The organism is Cohnella sp. GCM10027633 (genome assembly GCF_042675445.1).
In the GTDB taxonomy this organism is placed as follows: Bacteria; Bacillota; Bacilli; order Paenibacillales; family Paenibacillaceae; genus Cohnella.
The window spans coordinates 837,521-859,774 of sequence record NZ_JBHTGV010000001.1 but is presented as its reverse complement, the minus strand read 5'-3'; the positions used below and the strand labels follow the sequence as shown (position 1 = coordinate 859,774).

Here is a 22,254-nt window from a genome sequence, read left to right as displayed (position 1 = left end):
TATCTAGTGGCGCGGGCTTGCGCATGGTGTTACACTAGAGGGCAAAACGACGCAATGACGGGGGCGAATCGGTCGATTCGTCCTTTCGTCCGCACAAAGGAGCTTATTATGTCTTCCGAACTGATGCAATCGTTGCAACGCGAAAAAATCGTGGCCATTATCCGGGGCATCTCCGCCGAATCCGGCGACGCGACGGCGAAGGCGCTCGCCGAAGGCGGCATCGTCTTCCTCGAAGTGACGCTGAACACGGACGGCGCGCTCGGCATGATCTCTCGCTTCCGCGAGCAATACGGCGACCGGATGCGCATCGGCGCGGGCACCGTGCTCGACTTGGGACAAGCGAAGGAAGCGATCGCGGCCGGCGCGGAATACATCATCTCGCCGAACTTGGACGAGGAGGTCGTCTACCACGGCGTCGAGCAAGGCGTCGAAGTATGGCCGGGCACGATGACCCCGACGGAAATCGTGCGCGCTTACAAAGCGGGCGCTTCCGCGGTTAAGGTATTCCCGATGGGCTCTCTCGGCATCGGCTACCTGAAGGAAATCCGCGCGCCGCTCGGCCATATTCCGATGGTCGCGACGGGCGGCGTCAATCTGCAGAACATCCGCTCCGTACTCGACGCCGGCGCGATCGCGGTCGGCCTCGGCGGCAACCTCGTCGACAAGCAGCTCGTGAAGGACGGCAAGTTCGACGCGTTGGCCGAGCTCGCTAGATCGTACGTGAACGAGGTGCAAGGGGCGAAGACGGTATGATGGCGGCGGGTTCGCGCGCGGTCGACGTCGTCACGATCGGCGAGAGCATGCTCTCGATGCAGCCGATGAGCGAAGGGGCGCTGCAATACGCGCCGCTGTTCACGCGCACGATCGCCGGCGCGGAATCGAACGTCTCGATCGGGCTGTCCCGGCTCGGATTCAAGGTTCGGTGGGTAAGCCGCCTCGGAGCGGATCCGTTCGGAGACGTCATCTCCGCGACGTTGGCCGGCGAAGGCATCGACGTGTCCGAAGTCGTGCGCGACGGCGGATTCCCGACAGCGCTTTACTTCAAGGAGTTCAAGGGCTACGGCGATCCGAACGTCTACTATTACCGCCGCGGCTCGGCGATGAGCCAGGTGTCGCCGGACGACGTGAAGGACGCATGGTTCGCGGGCGCGAAGCATTTGCACGTAACGGGCATTACGCCGGCGCTCGGAGCTCGGTCGGCCGACGCGATTCGCGAGGCGATGAAGCGGGCGCGCGAGCTGGGGCTGACGGTATCGTTCGATCCGAACTTGCGCCGCAAGCTATGGAGCGAGGAAGAGGCTCGGCGTACGTTGTTGTCGCTTATCCCGCTGTGCGATATTTTCTTGCCGGGCGACGAAGAAGCCGAGTTCCTGGCCGGCGTCTTGGACGAGGAAGCGTACGGCAAGCATTTCCTCGCGATGGGACCGAAAGTCGTCGTCCTGAAGCTGGGCGAACGCGGTTCCATGGGCTTCTTCGGCGACGAGATCGTTCGCGCGGCTCCGCATACGGTGAAGCGCGTCGTCGACACGGTCGGCGCGGGCGACGCTTTCGCGGCAGGCCTGCTGTCCGGGCTCGTCGAGTTCGGTCCGCTGGATGCGGGGCACAACCTACTCCGCGCGCTCGAGCGGGCGAATACGATGGGCGCGATCGCCACGCAGTTCAAAGGCGACTGGGAAGGGCTGCCGAAGCGCGAAGAGCTGCTTCGGCTCCTCTCGGGCGGCCGTGAAGTAACGCGGTAACATAAGAAGGGACGGCACGGGGCGATTGTCCCGTTGCCGTCCCTTTTTGGTAGGAGCACGCAGTTTGACTAATCCGAACTGTGGTGCGCCGGAGTCCCGGTATCGAGCGTGCAGTTTGACCAATCCGAACTGGGGTGTGCCGGAGTTCCGATAACGAGTGTGCAGTTTGACTGATCCGAACTGTGAGGTGCCGGAGTCTCTGTATCGAGCGTGCAGTTTGACTAATCCGAACTGGATTGCGCCGAAGCCCCGACATCGAGTGTGCAGTTTGACTAAACCGAACTGGAGTGCGCCGAAGTCTCTGTATCGAGCGTGCAGTTTGACTAAACCGAACTGGTGTGCGCCGAAGTCTCGGTATCGAGCGTGCAGTTTGACTAATCCGAACTGTGGCGCGCCGAAGTCCCGGTATCGAGCGTGCAGTTTGACTAATCCGAACTGTGGAGCGCCGGAGTCGCGGTATCGAGCGTGCAGTTTGACTAATCCAAACTGTGAGGTGCTGGAGTCTCGGTATCGAGCGTGCAGTTTGACTAATCCGAACTGGATTGCGCCGAAGCCCCGACATCGAGTGTGCAGTTTGACTAATCAGAACTAGAGTGCGCTGAAGTCTCTGTATCAAGTGTGCAGTTTGACTAATCCGAACTGGAGCACGCCGGATCTCGCGAAGTAGCGCGGTCATGCCGCGCTATTTCAACCGCAGCACCTCTAGCGCCTCCGTCTGCCTCAACACCTTTTCCATCTCCGCCTTCATCTCTCGCCGCAGTTCTTCCTTCTCGTTTCCTTCCAAGAACGCCGCCTCGACGCCGTTCAGAATCAGCTCGGCGACTTCGCGTGGCGAGAAGCCGAAGCGTTCGACGAGTGCAGCGTATTCCCGCGTGATCGTCGTCCCCGAAACGCCCGGATTGTCGGTGTTCACGGTAACGAGCAGCCCGCGAGCCATATAATCCCGTATCGGGTAATCTTCCCAGCCGCCGACCGCGCGCGTCTGGATGTTGCTGGTCGGGCAAAGCTCGAGCGGAATGCGCCGATCGCGGACAAGCGCAAGCACGCGCTCGTCTTCCTGCAACCTGACGCCGTGCCCGATACGACTAGCCCCGAGCCGCGTTATTGCTTCTTGGATGTTGTCCGGACCGGCGGCTTCCCCGGCATGGATCGTGACCGGAATGCCCAACTCGCCGGCTCTCTCGAATACTTCTCGGAACAGCGCCGCGGGGTAGGCGGCTTCGTTGCCGGCCAGATCGACGGCGACAAGTCCTTGATCCTTGTACATGGCGGCGGCTTCGATCACTTCGAGATTCGCCGCGATATCGTGGTGCCGCATGCAGATGGCGATCGTCCGCGACTTCACGCCGTATTGGCGCGCGCCGATGTTCAGCCCCCGTATGACGTGGCGAATCGATTCGTCCGCGGATAGCCCCTTATGGCGGTGGAGCTGCGGAGCGAACCGAATCTCGATGTACCTCGTGCCGTGTTCGGCCGCTTGCCTGACGGCCTCGGTCGCGACGAAGGCGAGCGCATCCCCGGTCTGGAGGAAAGGGAGCACGAAATCGAATTTCGTTAAATACTCCGCCAAGTTCTCGCAGCATTGTTCTCCAACCTGCATGTATGGCAGCAACCGCTCCGGATCGTACGTCGGCAGCGGCATTCCCTGGAAGCCGGCGAGCGCGATTAACGTTTCCGGAGAGATCGAGCCGTCCAAGTGCACATGTAAATCGACTTTGGGCATGGCCGCTAACCATTGCGCCTTTTCCATCGTCCATTCCCCCTTGCGTATAGATGTGCCGAGATTGTTGTTATATAAAGTAACACAATTTTCTGATAATTCAAGAAAAAACCGCATTTTCGTTATATCTATGTCAGCTATATTTTCATCGGGTCGTCCGCATTGACGAAACGGCGTTTCGCATCCATAGTAAAATGCAACAGACGCGATCGCTTGCGCGAGTCATTCGGAGGTTGCGAAGGCCATGGGGACAGGGAGCCTATTCGACGCGAAGCTGCGGTCAGGCCGTTACTTGCCGCGTATATTCGCCTATTATTACAAACAATGGAACGGTTATACGATGGGCTTCCATCATCACGACTCAACCGAGATTATGTACGTCATACAAGGGAACTGCGTCGTCGAGGTCGAGGGAGTGCCGAACCAGCCGATCGAAGTCAAACTTCAAAAAGGGGAGTTCATCGTCATCGACGCGAACGTGCCGCACCGCCTCCTCGTGGAGCAGTCGTGCCGGATGCTGAACGCGGAATTCGGATTCGACGCGTTCGACGGAACATTCCCTTCCTTGATGGAATTGGCGGACGAGGAGCCTGCGTTAGGGGAGCTGATCGACTCGTCGGCATCGCATTTCACGCTGCAGGATCCGGAGGACGTCTATCACGCCCTTCGCAGCCTCGTCGTGGAGCTGGACGGCCAAGGCGGCGACCGCGGCGTGCTCGTGCGCATCCTGTTGTCTCAGGTTCTCATCCGGATCGGCCGGCTGCGCGCGGAGACGATCGCGCTCATGCATCAGCCCGCGGAAGTGTACGTGAAGCAATGCATCGCGTACTTGCATCAGAATTACGACCGGGGCATCCAGGTGAAGGATGTCGCCGCCGCCGTGAGTTTGCATCCCGGATACGTGCAGCGGATATTCAAGACGAACACCGGCCGGACGCTGATCGAATATTTAACCGCCTTGCGTATGGAGAAGGCGAAGATGCTGCTGCTCAATACGGACATTCCCATCGCCGACGTGTCGGAATACGTAGGGATCGGGAGCCGGCAATATTTTCACGCGATATTTAAGAAACATGCGGGATTTACGCCGATCGATTACCGCCGGACGAAGGATAGGCAACAGTACGATCGAAGATAAAAGTGAGGATTCCTGACAGTTTGTCTCCGAGGAAGTCATGATATTGATAACGCTTCATTGCCCTCCGCCGTTACAATGAACACATATTCAACGCCTAGCAGGCACATGACGGAGGGTGACGATTATGGCTTTCAAAATCGCGTTCATCGGGGCGGGCAGCATCGGCTTCACGCGCGGATTGCTCCGGGATTTGCTCAGCGTACCGGAGTTCAAGGACATCGAAGTGGCTTTTACGGACATTAACGCGCACAACTTGGATATGGTGAAGGAACTGTGCCAGCGGGATATCGCCGAGAACGGCTTGTCCATTCGCATCGAGGCGACGACCGACCGTAGGCAAGCGTTGGCGGGTGCGAACTACGTCATCTGCACGATCCGCGTCGGAGGTCTCGAAGCGTTCGCGACCGACATCGACATTCCGTTGCAATACGGCGTCGACCAATGCGTCGGCGACACGCTGTCAGCGGGCGGCATCATGTACGGGCAACGCGGCATCGCGGCGATGCTGGACATCTGCAAGGACATTCGCGAGGTGGCGGCCAAGGACGCGCTGCTGCTCAACTACGCGAACCCGATGGCGATGCTGACGTGGGCTTGCAACCAGTACGGCGGTGTGCGCACGGTCGGGTTGTGTCACGGCGTGCAAGGCGGACATTGGCAGATCGCAGAGGCCTTCGGCCTCAAAAAGCACGAGGTCGACATCATCTGCGCGGGCATCAACCACCAAACGTGGTACGTGCAAATTCGCCATAACGGCGAGGACATGACGGGCAAGCTGCTGGAGGCGTTCGAGAACCATCCCGACTTCAGCCGGACGGAGAAGGTTCGGATCGACATGCTGCGCCGCTTCGGCTATTACAGCACCGAGTCGAACGGACACCTCAGCGAATACGTGCCGTGGTACCGCAAGCGCCTAGACGAGATCGAGCAATGGATCGACCTCGGAAGCTGGATTAACGGCGAGACGGGCGGTTACTTGCGCGTATGCACGGAAGGGCGCAATTGGTTCGAGACCGACTTCCCGAACTGGATGAAGGAGCCCGCGCTCGTCTACGCGTCCGAGAACCGGAGCGAGGAGCACGGTTCGTATATTATCGAAGGGCTGGAGACGGGGCGCGTGTATCGGGGCCACTTCAACATGGTCAACCGCGGCACGATCTCCAATCTGCCGGACGATGCGATCATCGAAGCGCCGGGCTACGTCGACCGCAACGGCATTTCGATGCCGCTCGTGGGCGCGCTCCCGCTCGGGCCGGCGGCCGTGTGCAACGTCAGCATCTCAGTGCAACGCCTGGCCGTCGAAGCGGCGGTGCATGGCGACGACAAGCTGCTGCGCCAAGCGTTCATGATGGATCCGCTCGTCGGGGCGGTGTGCAACCCGAACGAGATTTGGCAGATGGTCGACGAGATGCTCGTCGCCGGTGAGCGATGGCTGCCGCAATACGGCGCGGCGATTGCGGAGGCGAAGGCGCGTCTTGCGTCAGGCAAGCGCGTGCCGACGCGCGAAGGGTACCGCGGCGCTGCCCGTCAGCACGTGAAGACGGTGGAAGAGATGCAGCAGGACCGCGAAGCGGCGTCGAAGAACGCCGGCGAGGCGGACAAAGGCAAGGAACGGGCGAAATCTGCCCATTAACGAGGAGAGGCTGTATCCCGAGCGCGAAGCCGCGCCAGGGATACAGCCTATTTTGATTGGCCGCGTAACCCGGAATATCCGGGTTACTGCCGGCGACACATCCGAAATCGGCCGCGTAACCCGGCAATTCCGGGCTACTGCCGGCGACACGCCGGATCCTGGCCGCGTAACCCGGATAATCCGGGCTACTGCTGGCGACACACCCGAAATCGGCCGCGTAACCCGGAAAATCCGGGCTATTGCCCGCGACACACCCGATCCCAGCCGCATATCCCGGCAATTCCGGGCTACTGCCGGCGACACATCCGATCCAGGCCGCGTAACCCGGAATATCCGGGCTACTGACCGTGACACACCCGATCCTGGCCGCGTAACCCGGAAAATCCGGGTTACTGCCAGCGAAACACCCGATCCTGGCGGCGTAACCCGGAAAATCCGGGTTACAGACCGCGCATGCCAGCCCCCGAGCGGCATTGGCGGCAAACCAACCAACTATGCCGTCGCACACCTTCTAGCACGCTCGCTTTTCATTCGATATAATGCGACATTTTACTCATAAACGATACCTATAAGAGCCATAAGGAATTATATATTGTGTCATAAATAGGAGTGTGTTATACATTACTTATGCCATTCATAGATTTTTACTTTCGGGGAGGATGTAAGTAGATGAAATTTTACTTGGATACTGGTAATGTGGAAGAGATCAAAAGAATCGTGAAGCTCGGCCTGGTAGACGGCGTTACGACGAACCCTACGCTGATCGCCAAAGAAGGCCGAGTGTTCAAGGAAGTCATCCAAGAAATCTGCTCGATCGTCAGCGGTCCGGTCAGCGCGGAAGTCATCAGCCTCGACGCCCTGGGCATGCTGAAGGAAGCGCGCGACATCGCGACTTGGGCGCCGAACGTCGTCATTAAGCTGCCGATGACCGAAGCGGGCTTGGAAGCGACTCACCAATTGTATCTGGAAGGCATCAAGACGAACGTCACCTTGATCTTCAGCGTGGCGCAAGGCTTGATGGCGGCCAAGGCTGGCGCGACGTATATCAGCCCGTTCGTCGGCCGTCTCGACGACATCGCCGTCGACGGCATGAAGCTCGTCAGAGAGCTTCGCCAGGTGCTCGATCAATACGGTCTCCAATCGGAGATCATCGCGGCCAGCATCCGCAATGTCGGACACGTAGAAGCCGCCGCTCTCGCGGGCGCGCACATCTCTACGATTCCGGGCACGTTGCTGCCGGCGCTGTGGAAACATCCGTTAACGGATATCGGAATCGAACGATTCCTTAAAGATTGGGAGAAAGTGCCGAAGCCTTGATGACGTTCGTCTCTCGCGCTCGGCGTTAGCGGCTCTCTCCCGAAGGAGGTAACGAATATCGAACTCACTTCAAGACAGCTGACGATCGTCGAGCTCGTGAAGAAGCACGCGCCGATCACGGGCGAGCAGATCGCGGAATCCCTCGGCATCAGCCGGCCGACAATCCGATCGGACTTATCCGTTCTCGTGATGCTCGGCTATATCGACGCAAAGCCGAAGGTCGGCTATTTCCTCGGCAAGGTGATGACCAGCGAAGGCCAGCTCAACGAGAGGCTCCGGCAACTGAAGGTCAAGGACGTCATGAACCGTCCGGTCGTCATTCAGGAGAGCGCGACCGTGAACGACGCGGTCATCGCGTTATTCATGGAGAACACGGGCTTCCTGACCGTAACGGACGAGTCGGGCGCGCTCTCGGGCATGGTGTCGCTCAAGGACCTGCTGAAGGTGACGCTCGGCAATCCGAGCGCGGCTACGATTCCGATCAGCATGGTGATGACGCGATCGACCCGCATCGTGACGGTCGGTCCGGAGGATTCGGCGCTGGACGCCGCGAAGAAGATGCTGGATCACCAAGTCGGCGGGATGCCGGTCGTTAGCGTGAACAAGGACCGTAACCGTTACGAGGTCGTCGGACGGATTACCAAAACCAATATGACGAATATACTGGTGGAGTTGACGTCAGGCTATATGGCCGAGTAGGGGGACGGATCATGCCGGAGGAACGACAGAAAATCATTTTCGTATGCTCCGACGCCATCGGCGAGACGGCGGAAGCCGTCGCGCGGGCGACGACGCGGCAATTCGCGACGGAGCAAGTGAAGATCAAGCGGTACGGCAACATCAAGCACGAGGACGAGATCAAGGCGATCATCGCGGAAGCGACGCTCGCGGGCGGCTTCATCGCCTACACGCTCGTCCAGCCGGAGCTTCGCGATACGATGCGGGAAGAGACGATCCGCCTCGGCGTGCGCGCCGTCGACGTCATGGGGCCGATGATGCAGGCTTTTATCGATACGTTCAACGATTCGCCGAAGTATAAGCCGGGCTTGCTGCACGAGATGGACGACAACTACTACCGCAAGATCGAAGCGATCGAATTCGCGGTCAAATACGACGACGGCAAAGACGCGCGGGGACTGCTGCAGGCGCAGGTCGTCCTCGTCGGCGTGTCGCGCACCTCGAAGACGCCGCTGAGCATCTTCCTTGCGCACAAGGGCATCAAGACGGCGAACTATCCGCTCACGATCGAAGTGAAGCCTCCAGAGGAGCTGTTCGTGAAGTCGAACCGGCTGATCGTCGGCTTGACGATGCATCCAGACCGGCTGCTGAAGATTCGTACGGAGAGGCTGAAGGCGCTAGGGCTGCCGAGCCGCGCGCATTACGCGTCGATGGAACGCATCGAGAAGGAGATCGCGTTCGCGGCGGAGATGATGGCCAGGCTGCAATGCCCGATCATCGACGTGTCGGAGAAGGCGATAGAGGAAACGGCCGGACTCATTATGGATATGCTTGTATAATCGTCGGCGAGGCGCTGCCCCGCGACATACGAAAGCCCGAGCTGCGAGGGAACGTTCCCTTGGCCGCTCGGGCTTTGTATATTGGATTCGTTCCTTACGCGAGCTTCTCTCGGATCATTTGCAGCTTGCGCTGCGAGCAGGAAACCCGTTTGGAGGAATCGCCGAAGAAAATATGCGCTTGGCCCATCGAAGAGATGTTGCGGATATTGACGTAGCAGTCCGAAGATACGCGGAAGAAAGTTCCCGTGTCCGCGATCAGACTATTTCTTTCGTCGGCGGACATTCTTTTTTTGATGTTATAATTCCGCCCGTGAAAGCTGATCAACCCATGCGTACCGACCTTGAAGAACAACGTGTCCGCTTTCGGATCAAAGTCCTCGTATACGTTCTTCGTCTGCATCGCTACATTCATCGTTCCAAATCCCCCTTAGAAAGATGTTTGCTTGGTAGCGCTTTCAGTATAGCACAAGTTTTGGGGGATTGGTAGATTTTCTAAGATTAATTATGGGATATTACAAAAGAAAAGCCTCGCGTCCGGCGGAGACCGCAAGGCGCGAGGCAGGCGATTAGTTCAGGCGAAGACGAATCACGTTCCAAGACGCGCGGGCGAGCGTCGCGTTCACCTTGGAACCGTCCGCCGCGGCGTTGCCGCCGGCATGAGGGGCGACGCGATTCGGCGATGAAGCGTCGTTCGAGGCCTTGAGATCGTCGTTCTCCAGCACGAGATGTTCGATGACGCGGCAATCGCCGAAGCTGCGCAAGTCGACTTCGAGCGGCAGCGCGTCGGAGAGATGCCGGTTCACCGCGAAGACGGTAATCTCGCCGGCTTCTTCATTGTATACGGCGATCGACTCCAGGTACGGGATATCGGTGATGTCCTTCGTATCGTACTTCGGCGAAGTGACGAGCGGCACGAGCGCCTGTCCGCGGCCGTAGACGGAAGCGTGCATGTACGGATAGAAGATCGTCTGCGCCCAAGCGGCTCCGCCGTTCTCGGTCATGATCGGCGCGATGACGTTGACGAGCTGGGCGAGGCAAGCCATGCGGACGCGGTCGGAATGCTTCAAGAGCGCGATGAGCAGGCAGCCGACGACGAGCGCGTCTTCCATATTATAGACGTCTTCGAGCTGAGGAGGCGCGATCTGCCATGGCTCGAGCTTGCGGTCCGCGTCGTTGGAGTGGAACCAGACGTTCCATTCGTCGAAGCTGAGCATCATCTTCTTCTTGCTGCGCTTCTTCGCCTTGATGTAATCGCACGTGGCGACGACGCTGCCGATGAAGTCTTCCATCTGGAGCGATCGGCCGAGGAACGTCGGCGTGTCGTTCTCCGCGTTGCCGTAATAGCTATGCAGCGACAAGAACTCCACATGCTCGTACGTATGGTCGAGCACGGTCGCTTCCCATTCCGGATAAGTCGCCATTTCCCGGGTGGAGCTGCCGCAGGCGACGAGCTCGATCGTCGGGTCGACCCATTTCATGACCTTGGCGCTCTCGAGCGCGACGCGTCCGTATTCGACCGCGTTCTTGTGCCCGATCTGCCACGGTCCGTCCATCTCGTTGCCGAGACACCATGTCTTGATCGCGTGCGGCTGCTTATAACCGTGGCTGACGCGAAGATCGCTCCAATACGAGCCGGACGGATGGTTGGCGTATTCGACGATGTTGCGCGCTTCGTCGACGCCGTGCGTGCCGAGGTTGATCGCCCACATGACGTCGGTGCCGGCGACGCGGCTCCAGTCGACGAATTCGTTCATGCCGAATTGGTTCGGTTCGATCGTGCGCCAAGCGAGTTCGAGTCGGCGCGGACGAAGGTGCTTCGGACCGACGCCGTCTTTCCAATCGTAACCGGACACGAAGTTGCCGCCCGGGTAGCGGATGATCGGCACTTGCAGCCGTTGGATCAGGGATAGGACGTCTTGGCGGAAGCCGTTCTCGTCGGCTTGCGGGTGACCGGGTTCGTAGATGCCGCCGTAGACGGCGCGTCCGAGATGTTCGATGAAGGAACCGTACAACCGGTTGTCGATGTTGCTGATGACGAAATCTTTGTCGACGATCATTTTTGCGGCTTGCGTCATGGGGAATTCTCTCCTTTTTGAATTAACATATGTATGAATCGGTTATTGTAATTGTACATCCAAGATCTATTAAAGCGTAAAAGATGTCGGTTTTCAACTGAAATTTCGCGCTTTAGTTGCTTTTCTTTGGATTTATATTTATATTAATCAATAGCGAAGTATCGTACGTAACGAGGAATGGAAACGAGGAATGCCTGTGATCAAGGCGAACACGGACCGCAAATGGTTGCCCTTATACGAAGCGCTCGCCAGCGACGTGCGGCTGCGCATCATCGAGCTCGTCTCCGAATCGCCGCTGAACGTCAAGGAAATCGCGCAGCGCACGGCGCTCAGCAGCGCGATCGTTACGATGCACGTCCGCAAGCTGGAGGCTGCCGGGCTCGTGCAGACGAAGATGGTACGCAAAGCGGGCGGAACGCACAAAATGTGCATGCTCGCGGAGTCCGGCATCGAGATCGCGCTGCCTCAGGCGCCGGCCGAGGAGCGGCCGTATCACGAGCAGCACATTCCGGTCGGGCACTATACCGCGTTCGAGGTGTATCCGACGTGCGGCCTCGCGACGAGGGACAAGCTGATCGGGCAATACGACGACCCGCGCTATTTTCTCGATCCGGAACGGGTGAACGCATCGATCCTGTGGTTCGGGCGGGGATACGTCGAATATACGGTGCCGAATTACTTGCTGGCCAGCCAGCGTCCGACGGAGATCGAGATCTCGTTCGAGATCGCTTCGGAAGCGGAAAGCTCCAACGAGCAGTGGCCGTCGGACATTCGGTTCTACTTGAACGGCACTCGGCTGGGAGAATGGACGAGTCCCGGCGACTTCGGCAAGACGAGAGGACGTTATACGCCGGAATGGTGGGCGGTGCCGATTAACCAGTACGGGCTGTGGAAAGCGCTGCGGGTGAACGACAAGGGGACGTACATGGACGGGCAACGGATCTCGGACGTCACGATGGACGAACTGCGCCTCGACAGCCGATTCTGGACGCTTCGCTTCTCGGTCGAGGAGGACGCCGCGCACGTCGGGGGCATGACGTTGTACGGCGCGGGCTTCGGGAACTATAATCAAGATGTACAATTACGCGTCTATTACGGCAAGAGGAGAGCAAGCGATGATTAACCGCAAAGTGACGGCTTCCGAGGGCGGCAAACGGCTGCATCGGTTCTTACGGAATTTAATGCCGAACATTCCGCTCGGCCAAATCTATAAGATGATCGATCAAGGCAAAGTGAAGGTGAACGGCAAGCGCAAAAACCAGAACTACGAGCTCGTCGCGGGGGACGAACTGGCGATCTACGTCGAGGAAGAGGCTTACAAGGAAGCGAGCATCGGGCAGAAGAAGACGAAATACGTCGGCGTCAACGCCAATATCGACGTCGTCTACGAGGACGCGGAGTTGCTCATCGTCAATAAGCCGACGGGCATGCTGACGCATCCGGACCAAGCCGACCAGAAGGATACGCTCGTTAATCGGGTACATGCGTACTTGTACCGTAAGGGCGAGCTGGACAGCCCGATGTTCATGCCGGCGACGGCGAACCGGCTCGACCGGAACACGAGCGGTCTGGTGCTCGTCGGGAAGACGGCGGGCATGCTGCACCAGCTGAACCAATGGATCCAGAAGCACGAGCTGAGCAAATATTACGTCACGATCGTCGAAGGCCACCTGACGGGGGAAGGCACGTTGTCCGGCGATTTGATCCGCGACGAGAAGGCGAACCGCACGCACGTCGTGAAGAGCGCCGCGGACGCCGATCGTCACGGCGGCGCGGACAAGACGAAGACGGCGATCACGCATTACCGCGTGCTTCAGCCGGGCGCGTCGTATTCCCTCGTTGAGATCGAGCTCGTCAGCGGGCGGACGCACCAGATTCGCACCCATTTCCAGAGCATCGGCCACCCGCTGCTCGGCGACATCAAGTACGGCGGACGCCGCTACGGGGACGTCAACCACCAATTGCTGCACGCGTGGCGCATCGTATTGCCGGAGGGCCGCGAATTCAAAGCCCCGTTGCCCGCGGAAATGAAGGCGGTCGCTGACAGGATCGGGTTGAAGGTGTAGAGCGGGAGAGGATGCGTTTCTTCGTCACCGCGACAATGGAAATGTTATACTGATGTTGTAGCGTGATTAGGTCTTATCCGGAGGTACATTATGGATAATAGGGACGGATTAGAATCTATCGGCGACAATGAGCTTTACGTCACCAGAGAGAGCATTCTTCGGTTATTCGAAGAAGTCGACGATGATTTGCTGGGGCAACCGATCATCGAAGTGTTCGTCGTCGGTTATTCGGCTATTGTACTCGCACGGAAGAACAATCGGGGCTCCAACGACGTCGACATTATCCCATCCAGATTCTCGAGGGTGTTCGCGGATCATGGGCTTGAGGTGTTCGACGAGCGTTATTTTTATCTCCCTACGGATTACAAGACAAGAGCGCAGCCGGTAGACCGGGATTACAGAAGCTTGCTGGTCAAGTACGTCGATCCGCACGACATCTGGTTCACGAAGTTGGCCGCTTTCCGCAACAAAGATAAAGCGGATATGATTCAAATGATCAAGGAAAGCGTCGTCGATCCGCAAGCGCTGGATGCGATGTTCCACGATTGGAACAAGCACTGGTTCAACGGGAGCGATGAACTTGAGAACAATTATGCCGAGGTGAGGCACCATGATTCCGCGCGCGATCATTCCTGAGGACGATTATTTGAGTGCGTTCCGGGATTACGTCTTCGAATTGGCGCGAAAATGGATCGGGGTACGTGTGGAATCTTTGAATGCGGAAGCGGTATGCGAGAGAATTCAACAAATGTCCGTATCCAATCATCGCGCATCATACTTGCTCTATTTGCTTCCGTTCGCGAAGACAAGCTTTGTCGATCCTCCGTGGCAGAGCCCGGCGCAATCGATGCGAAGGGTGCTGTTAAGCATCCGGCTGAACGGGTTGCCATACAACGACTTCATGCTAAATCGCTTTTGCGACATCTTGCTTGGACAGACGGACAAGAAGAAGCTGTTCGCGGAACCGCTCCCGGAAGACTACAAAGATTTGCAGAAGCTTGTATGGACGTTTATCGTTACGTTCAGAAAAGCGATCTCCGTGCAGTATTCGCAAGAGGCCGACGTGATATAACGACTTCGAGCGGGGCGAGACCCGCCGACGAATTCACCGTTCGTTCACAGCTTTGTCCCGTGGCGCTTGCTATGATGTTGATAGGATTCATCTTATCAACGGAGGGCTTGCCGCAATGGGTAACACGCCAATCGGACGCATGCGCGCGATCGGGACGGTCGAAGCGTTGTCTTTTTTAGTATTGCTGTTCATCGCTATGCCTCTTAAATATTGGGCGGACGTGCCTGAGGCGGTAACGGTCGTCGGAATCGCGCACGGATTTTTCTTCTCGCTGTACGTGCTGGCGCTGCTTAACGCGCTTATCGTTCGCAAGCTGTCGTTGTTGCAGGCTCTCGTCGGATTCGTCTGCGCGTTCCTGCCGTTCGGGCCGTTCGTGTTCGATCGCCAGCTTAGGGGACGGGAATAGGCTGTCGGAGTAGGCGTCGCGCAACAAACCTCTGAATCGCAACACCCCTCGGACGGCCGCAAGGCCGTCTTTCGCTTGTCCGGCCGGTGAAGCGCTTTCCCCCAAAAAGTCCATCCTTTTCTCCGAAAATGTCCATTGAACGGCCCGTGACGAGGGAGTAAGATAAGGACGACCTAATTGAGAATCATTATCAAACGGAGGCTATGCAAATGAGATTCATCGGCAAGACGTTCCACGCGAGAAAACCGGCAGCCGCGCTGATCGCGCTTCTGCTGTGCGCCGCGGTGCTAAGCGCATGCGGCTCGAATAATAACGGCAACAACGGCGCTTCGCCGAACGCAAGCCCGTCCGATCAAGCTTCGCCGTCGGCTTCCGCCGCATCGCCGTCCGCTTCCGCGTCCGAGGAGAGCAATGCGCCGTCGGCACGCGCGGTCACGGACGCGCTCGGCAGAACGGTCGAGATTCCGGCGAAGCCCGAGCGGATCGTCGCGCATTATTACGCTTCTGAGTTCACGGCGCTGAACGTGCCGCTCCTCGGCACGAACTTCTTGAACGCGAAGCTGGCGCTGACGGAAGAGCAGCTGCAGGGCATCGAAGACGTCGGCGGCGAAGGATTGGCGCCGAACCTGGAGAAGCTGTTGTCGCTCAAGCCCGACTTGATCGTCGTGCCGGATTTCTTGGAAGCGACCGATATCGACGCGCTGGCCAAGATCGCTCCGACGGTGGCGGTAAGCTACAGCGCGGATACGTTCTCGCACCTGCGCACGATCGCCGATCTCGTCGGCCAGCCGCAGCTCGCGGAAGACTGGATCGCGAGCTATACGAAGAAGAGCGAAGAGAAGCGCGCGGAAGTGAAGCCGTTCCTGACGGAAGGGGAGACCGCGTCGGCGTTCGTCGTATACACGGACGGCAAAGCTTACATCTACAATAAGCAACGACTCGGACCGACGATGTACGACGCGCTCGGCTTCGCGGTGCCCGAGAAGGTGCAGGCGCTGTTCAAGGACGCGCCGGACGAACTGTGGAAGGAAATTTCCCTTGAGCTGCTGACGGAGTACGCGGGAGACCGCATCTTCCTCGTCACGCCGGGCGAAGACGAAGCGGGCAAGAAGGCTCTCGAGGAAGTCGTTAACGGAGCGGTGTGGAAGTCGCTGCCTGCCGTGAAGAACGGCAAAGCTTATCTCGTTACGGGCCGCTGGGCGATGAACGATCCGCTTACGCTCGACTGGCTGCTCGATGAGATGCCGGCTCTATTGACCAAGTAAGGACATGCGCAGGCTGCCCCGAAGCGAATCATTCGCTTCCGGCGGTCTGTTTTTTTGCGCGATGATCCGCTATAATCGTTGTTAATGATAATCATTATCAATTATGGATGGGTGGAAGGGAACATCATTCCTTATGCATAACCACGCAAAGAAAAATACTTGTCCGCCTGTCTTACGATTGCTGAGCGCCGAACGATGGGAGAGCGAGGCCGGAGCGGACACGAATATCTTATCCGAATCCTACGAGCTGCTGGCGATTTCGCAGGGCGCCGGAAGCGCGCGGGTCGACGGGAGCGAGCAACGCATTGCGCGAGGCACGATCTTGCTCGCGACGCCGGGAACGACGGTATCGCTGCGAGACGGCGCCATGCCGCTGCTCGGCTATCGGCTTGCCTACGAGGTCGAGCGCGACGACGCGGGGCTGTTCGGGCGAACGCGACTATACGAATGCGAGACATTCTCGCGAATCGAGGAGACGCTGTCTCTCTTGGCTGCGAGCGCTGCGGATCGGGATCAAGAACGCAACGCGCTTGACGCTTTCGACGAGCATATCCGCTTCCAGTCCTTGCTGAGCGGATTGCTTCGGAGTTCAAGGGAAGAGGCGGAGGAGCCGCGTTCCGACCGGGACGCGATCGCGCGCGCGATCGCCTACATTCGGCGCGCGTACGCCGAAGAGATCGAGATCGGGCGGCTGGCGGAGGAAGCCGGAATGAGCAGATGGCGATTCGGCCATCTGTTCAAGACGTTAACGGGGCATACGCCGATGAGCTACTTGACGGACGTGAGGATCGAGCGCGCGAAGCGGTTGCTGGCGGGTTCCGCGAACCGCATCGGCGATGTCGCGGGCAGCGTCGGCTTCAAGGACGAATATTATTTCAGCCGTAGGTTCCGCAAGACGACGGGCATGTCGCCTACGCAATTCGCGAGGAGCTCGTCCGCCGAACCGCGGATTTGCTCCATACAATATCTCGGAGAGCTGCTCGCTCTCGGCATTACTCCGATCGGCGCGAACAACGCGGTTCTCGGCGCGTTCCCGGAAGCCGCGCGGGACGTCAAGGGCATTCGGGACGATCTCGACGACGTTCAGCTGATGAGCCTGAATCCCGATCTGATCGTCTACCCGAGCTTCCTCCCGACCGCCGTCACGAACCGCCTGAAGCAGGTCGCGGCAACGGTCGAGATCGATTGGGAGGCCGACGTGTATTCCCGGATGCGCGGCATGGGCCGGTTGTTCGGCAAAGAGCGCGAAGCGGAAGCGTGGATCGCCGCTTACTTGACGAAGGCAGAGCGGACGAGACGCAAACTGCGCGGCACGATCGGGCAAGAGGAGACGGCGTCCGCGTTCGTGTTCCATGCCGGCGAGCTGTACGTCTACGGAGGCCATCACTTCGGCCATACGCTCTATGAGGGCATCGGCTTCAAGCCATCGAGCGGCATCCAATCGTTGATCGACGCCGACCGCAACACCAAGTGGCTGCCGATTCCCGTCGACTCGATCGGGCAATACGCGGGAGACCGCGTCTTCTTCGCCGTGCCGGAACGGGGGAAAGACGCGGAGGAAGGAAGAAAGCTGCTTAATCACCCGGCTTGGCGCGACTTGTCCGCGGTTCGCCAAGGTCGCGGCTACGTCGTCAGCGATGTCTGGGCGAGCTACAATCCGGTGACTCTCGACAAGCATCTTGACGAGATCGTTCAATGGCTTCGGGCTTAGGAGGCAGCATCGTTCATCCGCGCGAATCCCTCGCGACATAGCCCCGTTCGATCGATACCCGGCGACACCCGGCAATCTCGATCTCTCGCGCTCCGAATTCCCGGAGGCCGCCGACGAGAACGAGGTTGCCTTCTTCGTCGTCTCCCGCCATCGCGAACGCCGCCGCGTGCGGGAACGCATCCGCTAGCGCGGCGTATACGGAACCGATCCGCTTGTCGTTCCGAGGCTTGCCGAACAGGTTGAATAGAAGAACGCCGCCCGGAGCGAGCTTGCTCGCGGCCGTACGGAAGAAAGTCGGCGTCGTCAGCGACCGAGGCGTCCCGTCTCGCGTGAACGCATCCGCGACGATCGCGTCATATGCGCCGTCGTCTTCTCGCGCAAGCCATTCTCCGCCGTCGCCGATCCTCACGTTATCCGTCTTATAATCGAAATAGGTTCTGCTCAGCTCGACGACCGCGCGATCGATCTCCGCGACGACGACGTTGCGGTTCGCGAAGCGCATCGGAATCGTTCCGACGCCGTGACCGATGACGAACAAGCTGCGCAGCGCCGGACGCAGCGCCTCCAACAAGCCGATGACGGCTCGTTGGTAGGCGAGGACGACGCGTTCCGGCCGCCTGAGATCGATCGCCCCTTGAACCGCATCGTCCGCGAACCGCATGCAGCGGAACCTCCCGGTCTCCCCGTAGAGCTCGCCCGTTTCGTATACCGTTATTTCGTTATGCTCGCTTGACTCCCGCGCCAATACATGCACTGCCGATCTCCCCCGCCCAGGTATCGTTCGCTATCGATATCATGCATACTAACATCGGCTTGTTCGGGTGGCAATCGCCGGCCGCGGGTTGCAATCCCGTTCATATTCCGTTCATAATAACTTTATATGATGTTTTTTACATATGCACAATACGAACTACCATTCTTGATCCGGAGATGATGCAAGTGCTGAAGTTGTTTCGATATCTACGACCCTACCGCTGGACGGTCGCGCTCGCGCTGCTGCTGATCTTGATCCAGTCGCTCTGCGAGCTGTATTTGCCTACGCTGATGGCGGACATCGTGAACGAGGGCGTCATCCCCGGCAACAAGCCGTATATTTGGCGAGTCGGCGGCTTCATGCTGCTCGTCACCGCTGTCGGCACGCTGATCTCGGTCGGGGCGAGCTATCTGTCCTCGCGCATCGGCTCGGCTTTCGGCCGCGACGTGCGGAGCAAGACGTTCAAGCACGTCTCGAAGTTCTCGCTGCAGGAATTCGATCAGATCGGGACGGCGTCGCTCATTACGCGGACGACGAACGATATTACGCAGGTGCAGCAAGTGTTGATCATGATGATCCGGATGATGGTGGCGGCGCCGATGATGTGCATCGGCGGCCTCATCATGGCGGTATCGAAGGATGCGAAGCTGTCGCTTATATTCGTCGCCGCGATTCCGATTCTGGCGCTGACGATTTACTTGATCGCGGGCAAGGCGATTCCGTACTTCCGCGTCATGCAGAAGAAGGTCGACCGCCTCAACCTCGTCCTGCGCGAGAATCTGACCGGTATCCGCGTCATCCGTTCGTTCAACCGGGGCGATCACGAGCGCAAGCGGTTCGACGAAGCGAACGCCGACTTGACCGATACGGCCGTCCGGGTGAACCAGATCATGGCGTACATGATGCCGATGATGATGCTCATCCTGAACTTCTCGCAGATCGCGATCATCTGGTTCGGCGGCTTGCGGATCCGAAGCCACGGCATGGAAGTCGGCGACCTGATGGCGTTCTTGCAGTACGCGATGCAGATCATGTTCTCGCTCATGATGCTGTCGATGATGTTCGTCATGGTGCCGCGCGCGTCCGCTTCGGCGGTACGCATCAACGAGGTTCTCGCGACCGAGCCGGTCATTCCGGATGATCTCGATTCGAAGGAGGGGGCGGATGCCGTGACTGCTCGCGGAGTCGTGGCGTTCGACAACGTCTCGTTCCGTTATCCCGGAGCGGAGAATGCGGCAGTCGAGCAGATCTGCTTCACCGCGAGCCCCGGCGAAGTGACCGCGATTATCGGCGGTACGGGATCGGGCAAGACGACGTTGCTGAACTTGATCACGCGCTTCTACGACACGGCCGAAGGCCGCGTCACGATCGACGGAACGGACGTGCGCGAGCTGACGCTCGATCAGCTTCGCTCGCGTATCGGCCTCGTGCCCCAGAAGGCGCTGTTGTTCACCGGCACGATCGCGGACAACATTCGGTTCGGCAAGGAAGACGCCACCGAGGAAGAGATCGCGCACGCGGCGCAAGTCGCGCAGGCGGCCGAGTTCATCGGCGGCATGCCGGAAGGCTACGCCACGCCGATCGCGCAGGGCGGCACGAACGTCTCGGGCGGCCAGCGGCAGCGGTTGTCGATCGCCCGCGCGCTCGTCAGGAAGCCGAACGTCTACTTGTTCGACGACAGCTTCTCCGCGCTCGACTTCAAGACGGACGCGAAGCTGAGGGACGCGCTGAGAAGCGAGACTTCGAGCTCTACGGTTATTATCGTCGCCCAGCGGGTCAGCACCGTCATGGACGCCGATCGGATTATCGTGCTAGAGGACGGCCGAGTCGTCGGCAACGGCAATCACAAGGAGCTCATGGCGAGCTCGTCGGTCTATAGAGAAATCGTAGCTTCGCAGCTGTCCGAGGAGGAGATCGCATGAGCCAGCAACAACAGCGCCCGCCCGGCGGACCGGGCGGCGGCAGAGGCCCGATGGGCGGCGGCTTCGGCGGCATGGGCGGCATGGGCATGCCGGTCCAAAAAGCCAAAAACTTCAAAGTCACGCTTCGCAGGCTCGCAGGCTATTTGAAGCCGTATAAAACGAACCTTATCATCGTCCTCGTAACCGCCGTGCTTAGCACGACGTTCTCGATTTTCAGCCCGAAGCTGCTCGGCCATGCGACGACGCACCTGTTCGAAGGGGTCATGAGCACGACGGGCATCGACTTCGGACCGATCGCGAACATTATTATGCTATTGATAGGCTTGTACGTCATCAGTTCGTTGTTCACGTATATTCAGCAGTACGTCATGGCCGGCGTAGCGCAGAAGACGGTGTACGGACTGCGCAACGAAGTGAACGAGAAGCTGGGCAAGCTCCCGCTTAAGTATTACGACTCGCGAACGCACGGCGAAATTCTGAGCCGCGCGGTCAACGACGTGGACAATATCAGCAATACGCTTCAGCAGAGCTTGACGCAGCTGATCACTTCCTTGATCTCGATTATCGGCGTCGTCATCATGATGCTGACGATCAGCCCGCTGCTGACGCTCATCGTGCTGCTGACATTGCCGCTATCGGTGCTCGTCATACGGGGCATCGCGAAGAAGTCGCAGACGTACTTCAAGTCGCAGATGATGGAGCTCGGCAAGCTGAACGGTCACGTCGAGGAGATGTACACCGGGCATCAGGTCGTAAAAGCGTTCGGGCAAGAGGACCGGTCGGTCGCCCGGTTCGACGACACGAACGAGCGGCTGTACGCGTCCAGCTGGCGCGCGCAATTCGTCTCCGGCGCCATCATGCCGCTCATGAACATGGTGAGCAATATCGGGTACGTGGCCATCGCCGTCATCGGCGGCATTCTCGTTACGCGCCAAGCGATCAAGATCGGCGACATTCAGGCGTTCATCCAATATACGCGCCAGTTCACGATGCCTCTGACGCAAACCGCGAACATCGCGAACGTCATTCAATCGACGATCGCTTCCGCCGAGCGCGTGTTCGAGCTGCTGGACGAAGCGGAGGAAGTGCCCGAATCGAAGGAAGCCGCGAAGCTGAAGTCGCCGGAAGGCCGCGTCGAGCTGCGCGACGTCAGCTTCGGTTACAAGGAAGGCGCGCCTCTCATCGAGCATATGAATATCGACGTGCGCAGCGGACAGACGGTCGCCATCGTCGGGCCGACGGGAGCGGGCAAGACGACGCTCGTCAACCTGCTCATGCGGTTCTACGAGCTTAGCGGCGGCGCGATTACCGTCGACGGCGTCGACATTACGCGCATGACGCGCGGCGAGCTGCGCAGCCTGTTCGGAATGGTGCTGCAGGATACGTGGCTGTTCAACGGCACGATCCGCGACAACATCGCGTACGGACGGCTCGGCGTGTCGGAGGAGGAGATCGTGCATGCGGCGCGGGCCGCGCATGCGGATCACTTCATTCGGACGCTGCCTGACGGCTACGATACGATGCTGAACGAGGAAGCGTCCAACCTGTCGCAAGGGCAGAAGCAACTGCTCACGATCGCGCGGGCCATACTGGCCGATCCGGCGATCTTGATCTTGGACGAAGCGACGAGCAGCGTCGATACGCGGACGGAAGCTTACATTCAGAAGGCAATGCACGAACTGATGAAGGGGAGAACGAGCTTCGTCATCGCGCACCGGCTGTCGACGATTCGCGACGCCGATCTGATTCTGGTCATGAACCAAGGCAGCATTATTGAAAAAGGGTCGCACGAAGAGCTACTCGCGAAAGGCGGATTCTACGCGGACCTGTACAACAGCCAGTTCGCCGCGGGCGGGCTGAGCAGGAGTCCGGCCTGACTTGACGCAGGGGCCGATTCATCGGATGATGGTAGGGTACGA

General features: G+C 59.0%; 20 protein-coding genes. 16 read left to right on the top strand and 4 right to left on the bottom strand.

Going from position 1 to position 22,254, the window contains the following annotated elements:
* Nucleotides 1-108: 108 nt before the first annotated feature.
* Together ACFQZG_RS03895 and ACFQZG_RS03890 are read left to right on the top strand one after the other, a co-directional pair.
* Nucleotides 109-753 carry a bifunctional 4-hydroxy-2-oxoglutarate aldolase/2-dehydro-3-deoxy-phosphogluconate aldolase gene (locus ACFQZG_RS03895; RefSeq protein WP_378150113.1) on the top strand — a complete coding sequence of 215 codons (645 nt, stop codon included), beginning with the start codon at nucleotides 109-111 and terminating at the stop codon, nucleotides 751-753.
* Nucleotides 750-1,739, top strand: coding sequence for a sugar kinase (locus tag ACFQZG_RS03890; RefSeq protein WP_378150111.1), 990 nt, complete (start codon nucleotides 750-752; stop codon nucleotides 1,737-1,739). The genes ACFQZG_RS03895 and ACFQZG_RS03890 overlap by 4 nt, the downstream gene beginning before the upstream one ends.
* Nucleotides 1,740-2,421: 682 nt before the next feature.
* Here the strand turns inward: ACFQZG_RS03890 and add are convergent.
* Nucleotides 2,422-3,489: an adenosine deaminase gene (add, locus tag ACFQZG_RS03885; protein ID WP_378150109.1), complete on the bottom strand. Its 1,068-nt coding sequence runs from the start codon at nucleotides 3,487-3,489 to the stop codon at nucleotides 2,422-2,424.
* A gap of 214 nt (nucleotides 3,490-3,703) precedes the next feature.
* On the opposite strand from add, the gene ACFQZG_RS03880 reads away from it, so the two are divergent.
* The 5 genes from ACFQZG_RS03880 (at nucleotide 3,704) to ACFQZG_RS03860 (ending at nucleotide 9,064) form a co-directional block, all read left to right on the top strand.
* Nucleotides 3,704-4,597, top strand: coding sequence for a helix-turn-helix domain-containing protein (locus ACFQZG_RS03880; protein WP_378150107.1), 894 nt, complete (start codon nucleotides 3,704-3,706; stop codon nucleotides 4,595-4,597).
* A gap of 124 nt (nucleotides 4,598-4,721) precedes the next feature.
* The gene (gene melA / locus ACFQZG_RS03875) at nucleotides 4,722-6,230 is read left to right on the top strand and encodes an alpha-glucosidase/alpha-galactosidase (protein ID WP_378150105.1); all 1,509 of its coding nucleotides are present in this window, start codon (nucleotides 4,722-4,724) and stop codon (nucleotides 6,228-6,230) included.
* Nucleotides 6,231-6,899: 669 nt separating this feature from the next.
* Complete coding sequence (fsa, locus tag ACFQZG_RS03870) at nucleotides 6,900-7,547, top strand: fructose-6-phosphate aldolase (RefSeq protein ID WP_378150103.1); 648 nt, start codon at nucleotides 6,900-6,902, stop codon at nucleotides 7,545-7,547.
* 78 nt (nucleotides 7,548-7,625) lie between these two features.
* Nucleotides 7,626-8,246 (top strand): helix-turn-helix transcriptional regulator, encoded by a 621-nt coding sequence (locus ACFQZG_RS03865; protein WP_378150438.1) that lies wholly within the window; start codon nucleotides 7,626-7,628, stop codon nucleotides 8,244-8,246.
* 11 nt (nucleotides 8,247-8,257) lie between these two features.
* Nucleotides 8,258-9,064 carry a pyruvate, water dikinase regulatory protein gene (locus ACFQZG_RS03860; protein ID WP_378150101.1) on the top strand — a complete coding sequence of 269 codons (807 nt, stop codon included), beginning with the start codon at nucleotides 8,258-8,260 and terminating at the stop codon, nucleotides 9,062-9,064.
* Nucleotides 9,065-9,158: 94 nt separating this feature from the next.
* Here ACFQZG_RS03860 and ACFQZG_RS03855 read toward each other — a convergent pair whose 3' ends face one another.
* Together ACFQZG_RS03855 and arfA are read right to left on the bottom strand one after the other, a co-directional pair.
* Nucleotides 9,159-9,476, bottom strand: coding sequence for a LytTR family transcriptional regulator DNA-binding domain-containing protein (locus tag ACFQZG_RS03855; RefSeq protein WP_378150099.1), 318 nt, complete (start codon nucleotides 9,474-9,476; stop codon nucleotides 9,159-9,161).
* Nucleotides 9,477-9,630: 154 nt separating this feature from the next.
* Nucleotides 9,631-11,139, bottom strand: coding sequence for an arabinosylfuranosidase ArfA (gene arfA / locus ACFQZG_RS03850; RefSeq protein WP_378150097.1), 1,509 nt, complete (start codon nucleotides 11,137-11,139; stop codon nucleotides 9,631-9,633).
* A gap of 196 nt (nucleotides 11,140-11,335) precedes the next feature.
* Here arfA and ACFQZG_RS03845 point away from each other — a divergent pair, with 196 nt between their 5' ends.
* The 7 genes from ACFQZG_RS03845 (at nucleotide 11,336) to ACFQZG_RS03815 (ending at nucleotide 17,659) form a co-directional block, all read left to right on the top strand.
* Nucleotides 11,336-12,262 (top strand): ArsR/SmtB family transcription factor, encoded by a 927-nt coding sequence (locus ACFQZG_RS03845; RefSeq protein WP_378150095.1) that lies wholly within the window; start codon nucleotides 11,336-11,338, stop codon nucleotides 12,260-12,262.
* Nucleotides 12,255-13,205 (top strand): RluA family pseudouridine synthase, encoded by a 951-nt coding sequence (locus tag ACFQZG_RS03840; protein WP_378150093.1) that lies wholly within the window; start codon nucleotides 12,255-12,257, stop codon nucleotides 13,203-13,205. The genes ACFQZG_RS03845 and ACFQZG_RS03840 overlap by 8 nt, the downstream gene beginning before the upstream one ends.
* Before the next feature lie 90 nt (nucleotides 13,206-13,295).
* Entirely contained in the window at nucleotides 13,296-13,841 is a 546-nt protein-coding gene (locus ACFQZG_RS03835; protein WP_378150092.1) for a DUF6036 family nucleotidyltransferase, read from the top strand.
* A gap of 112 nt (nucleotides 13,842-13,953) precedes the next feature.
* Nucleotides 13,954-14,277, top strand: coding sequence for a hypothetical protein (locus ACFQZG_RS03830; RefSeq protein WP_378150089.1), 324 nt, complete (start codon nucleotides 13,954-13,956; stop codon nucleotides 14,275-14,277).
* A gap of 115 nt (nucleotides 14,278-14,392) precedes the next feature.
* Nucleotides 14,393-14,683: a DUF3817 domain-containing protein gene (locus ACFQZG_RS03825; protein ID WP_378150087.1), complete on the top strand. Its 291-nt coding sequence runs from the start codon at nucleotides 14,393-14,395 to the stop codon at nucleotides 14,681-14,683.
* Between the two features lie 209 nt (nucleotides 14,684-14,892).
* Complete coding sequence (locus tag ACFQZG_RS03820; protein WP_378150085.1) at nucleotides 14,893-15,948, top strand: ABC transporter substrate-binding protein; 1,056 nt, start codon at nucleotides 14,893-14,895, stop codon at nucleotides 15,946-15,948.
* A gap of 133 nt (nucleotides 15,949-16,081) precedes the next feature.
* On the top strand, nucleotides 16,082-17,659 hold the full coding sequence (locus tag ACFQZG_RS03815; RefSeq protein ID WP_378150083.1) for a helix-turn-helix domain-containing protein: 1,578 nt from the start codon (nucleotides 16,082-16,084) through the stop codon (nucleotides 17,657-17,659).
* A gap of 13 nt (nucleotides 17,660-17,672) precedes the next feature.
* On the opposite strand, the gene ACFQZG_RS03810 is transcribed toward ACFQZG_RS03815, so the two are convergent.
* Nucleotides 17,673-18,413, bottom strand: a complete 741-nt coding sequence (locus ACFQZG_RS03810) for a spermidine synthase (RefSeq protein ID WP_378150082.1) — start codon at nucleotides 18,411-18,413, stop codon at nucleotides 17,673-17,675.
* Nucleotides 18,414-18,598: 185 nt separating this feature from the next.
* On the opposite strand from ACFQZG_RS03810, the gene ACFQZG_RS03805 reads away from it, so the two are divergent.
* Together ACFQZG_RS03805 and ACFQZG_RS03800 are read left to right on the top strand one after the other, a co-directional pair.
* Entirely contained in the window at nucleotides 18,599-20,335 is a 1,737-nt protein-coding gene (locus tag ACFQZG_RS03805) for an ABC transporter ATP-binding protein (protein ID WP_378150080.1), read from the top strand.
* The gene (locus ACFQZG_RS03800; protein ID WP_378150078.1) at nucleotides 20,332-22,212 is read left to right on the top strand and encodes an ABC transporter ATP-binding protein; all 1,881 of its coding nucleotides are present in this window, start codon (nucleotides 20,332-20,334) and stop codon (nucleotides 22,210-22,212) included. The genes ACFQZG_RS03805 and ACFQZG_RS03800 overlap by 4 nt, the downstream gene beginning before the upstream one ends.
* Nucleotides 22,213-22,254 lie beyond the last annotated feature (42 nt).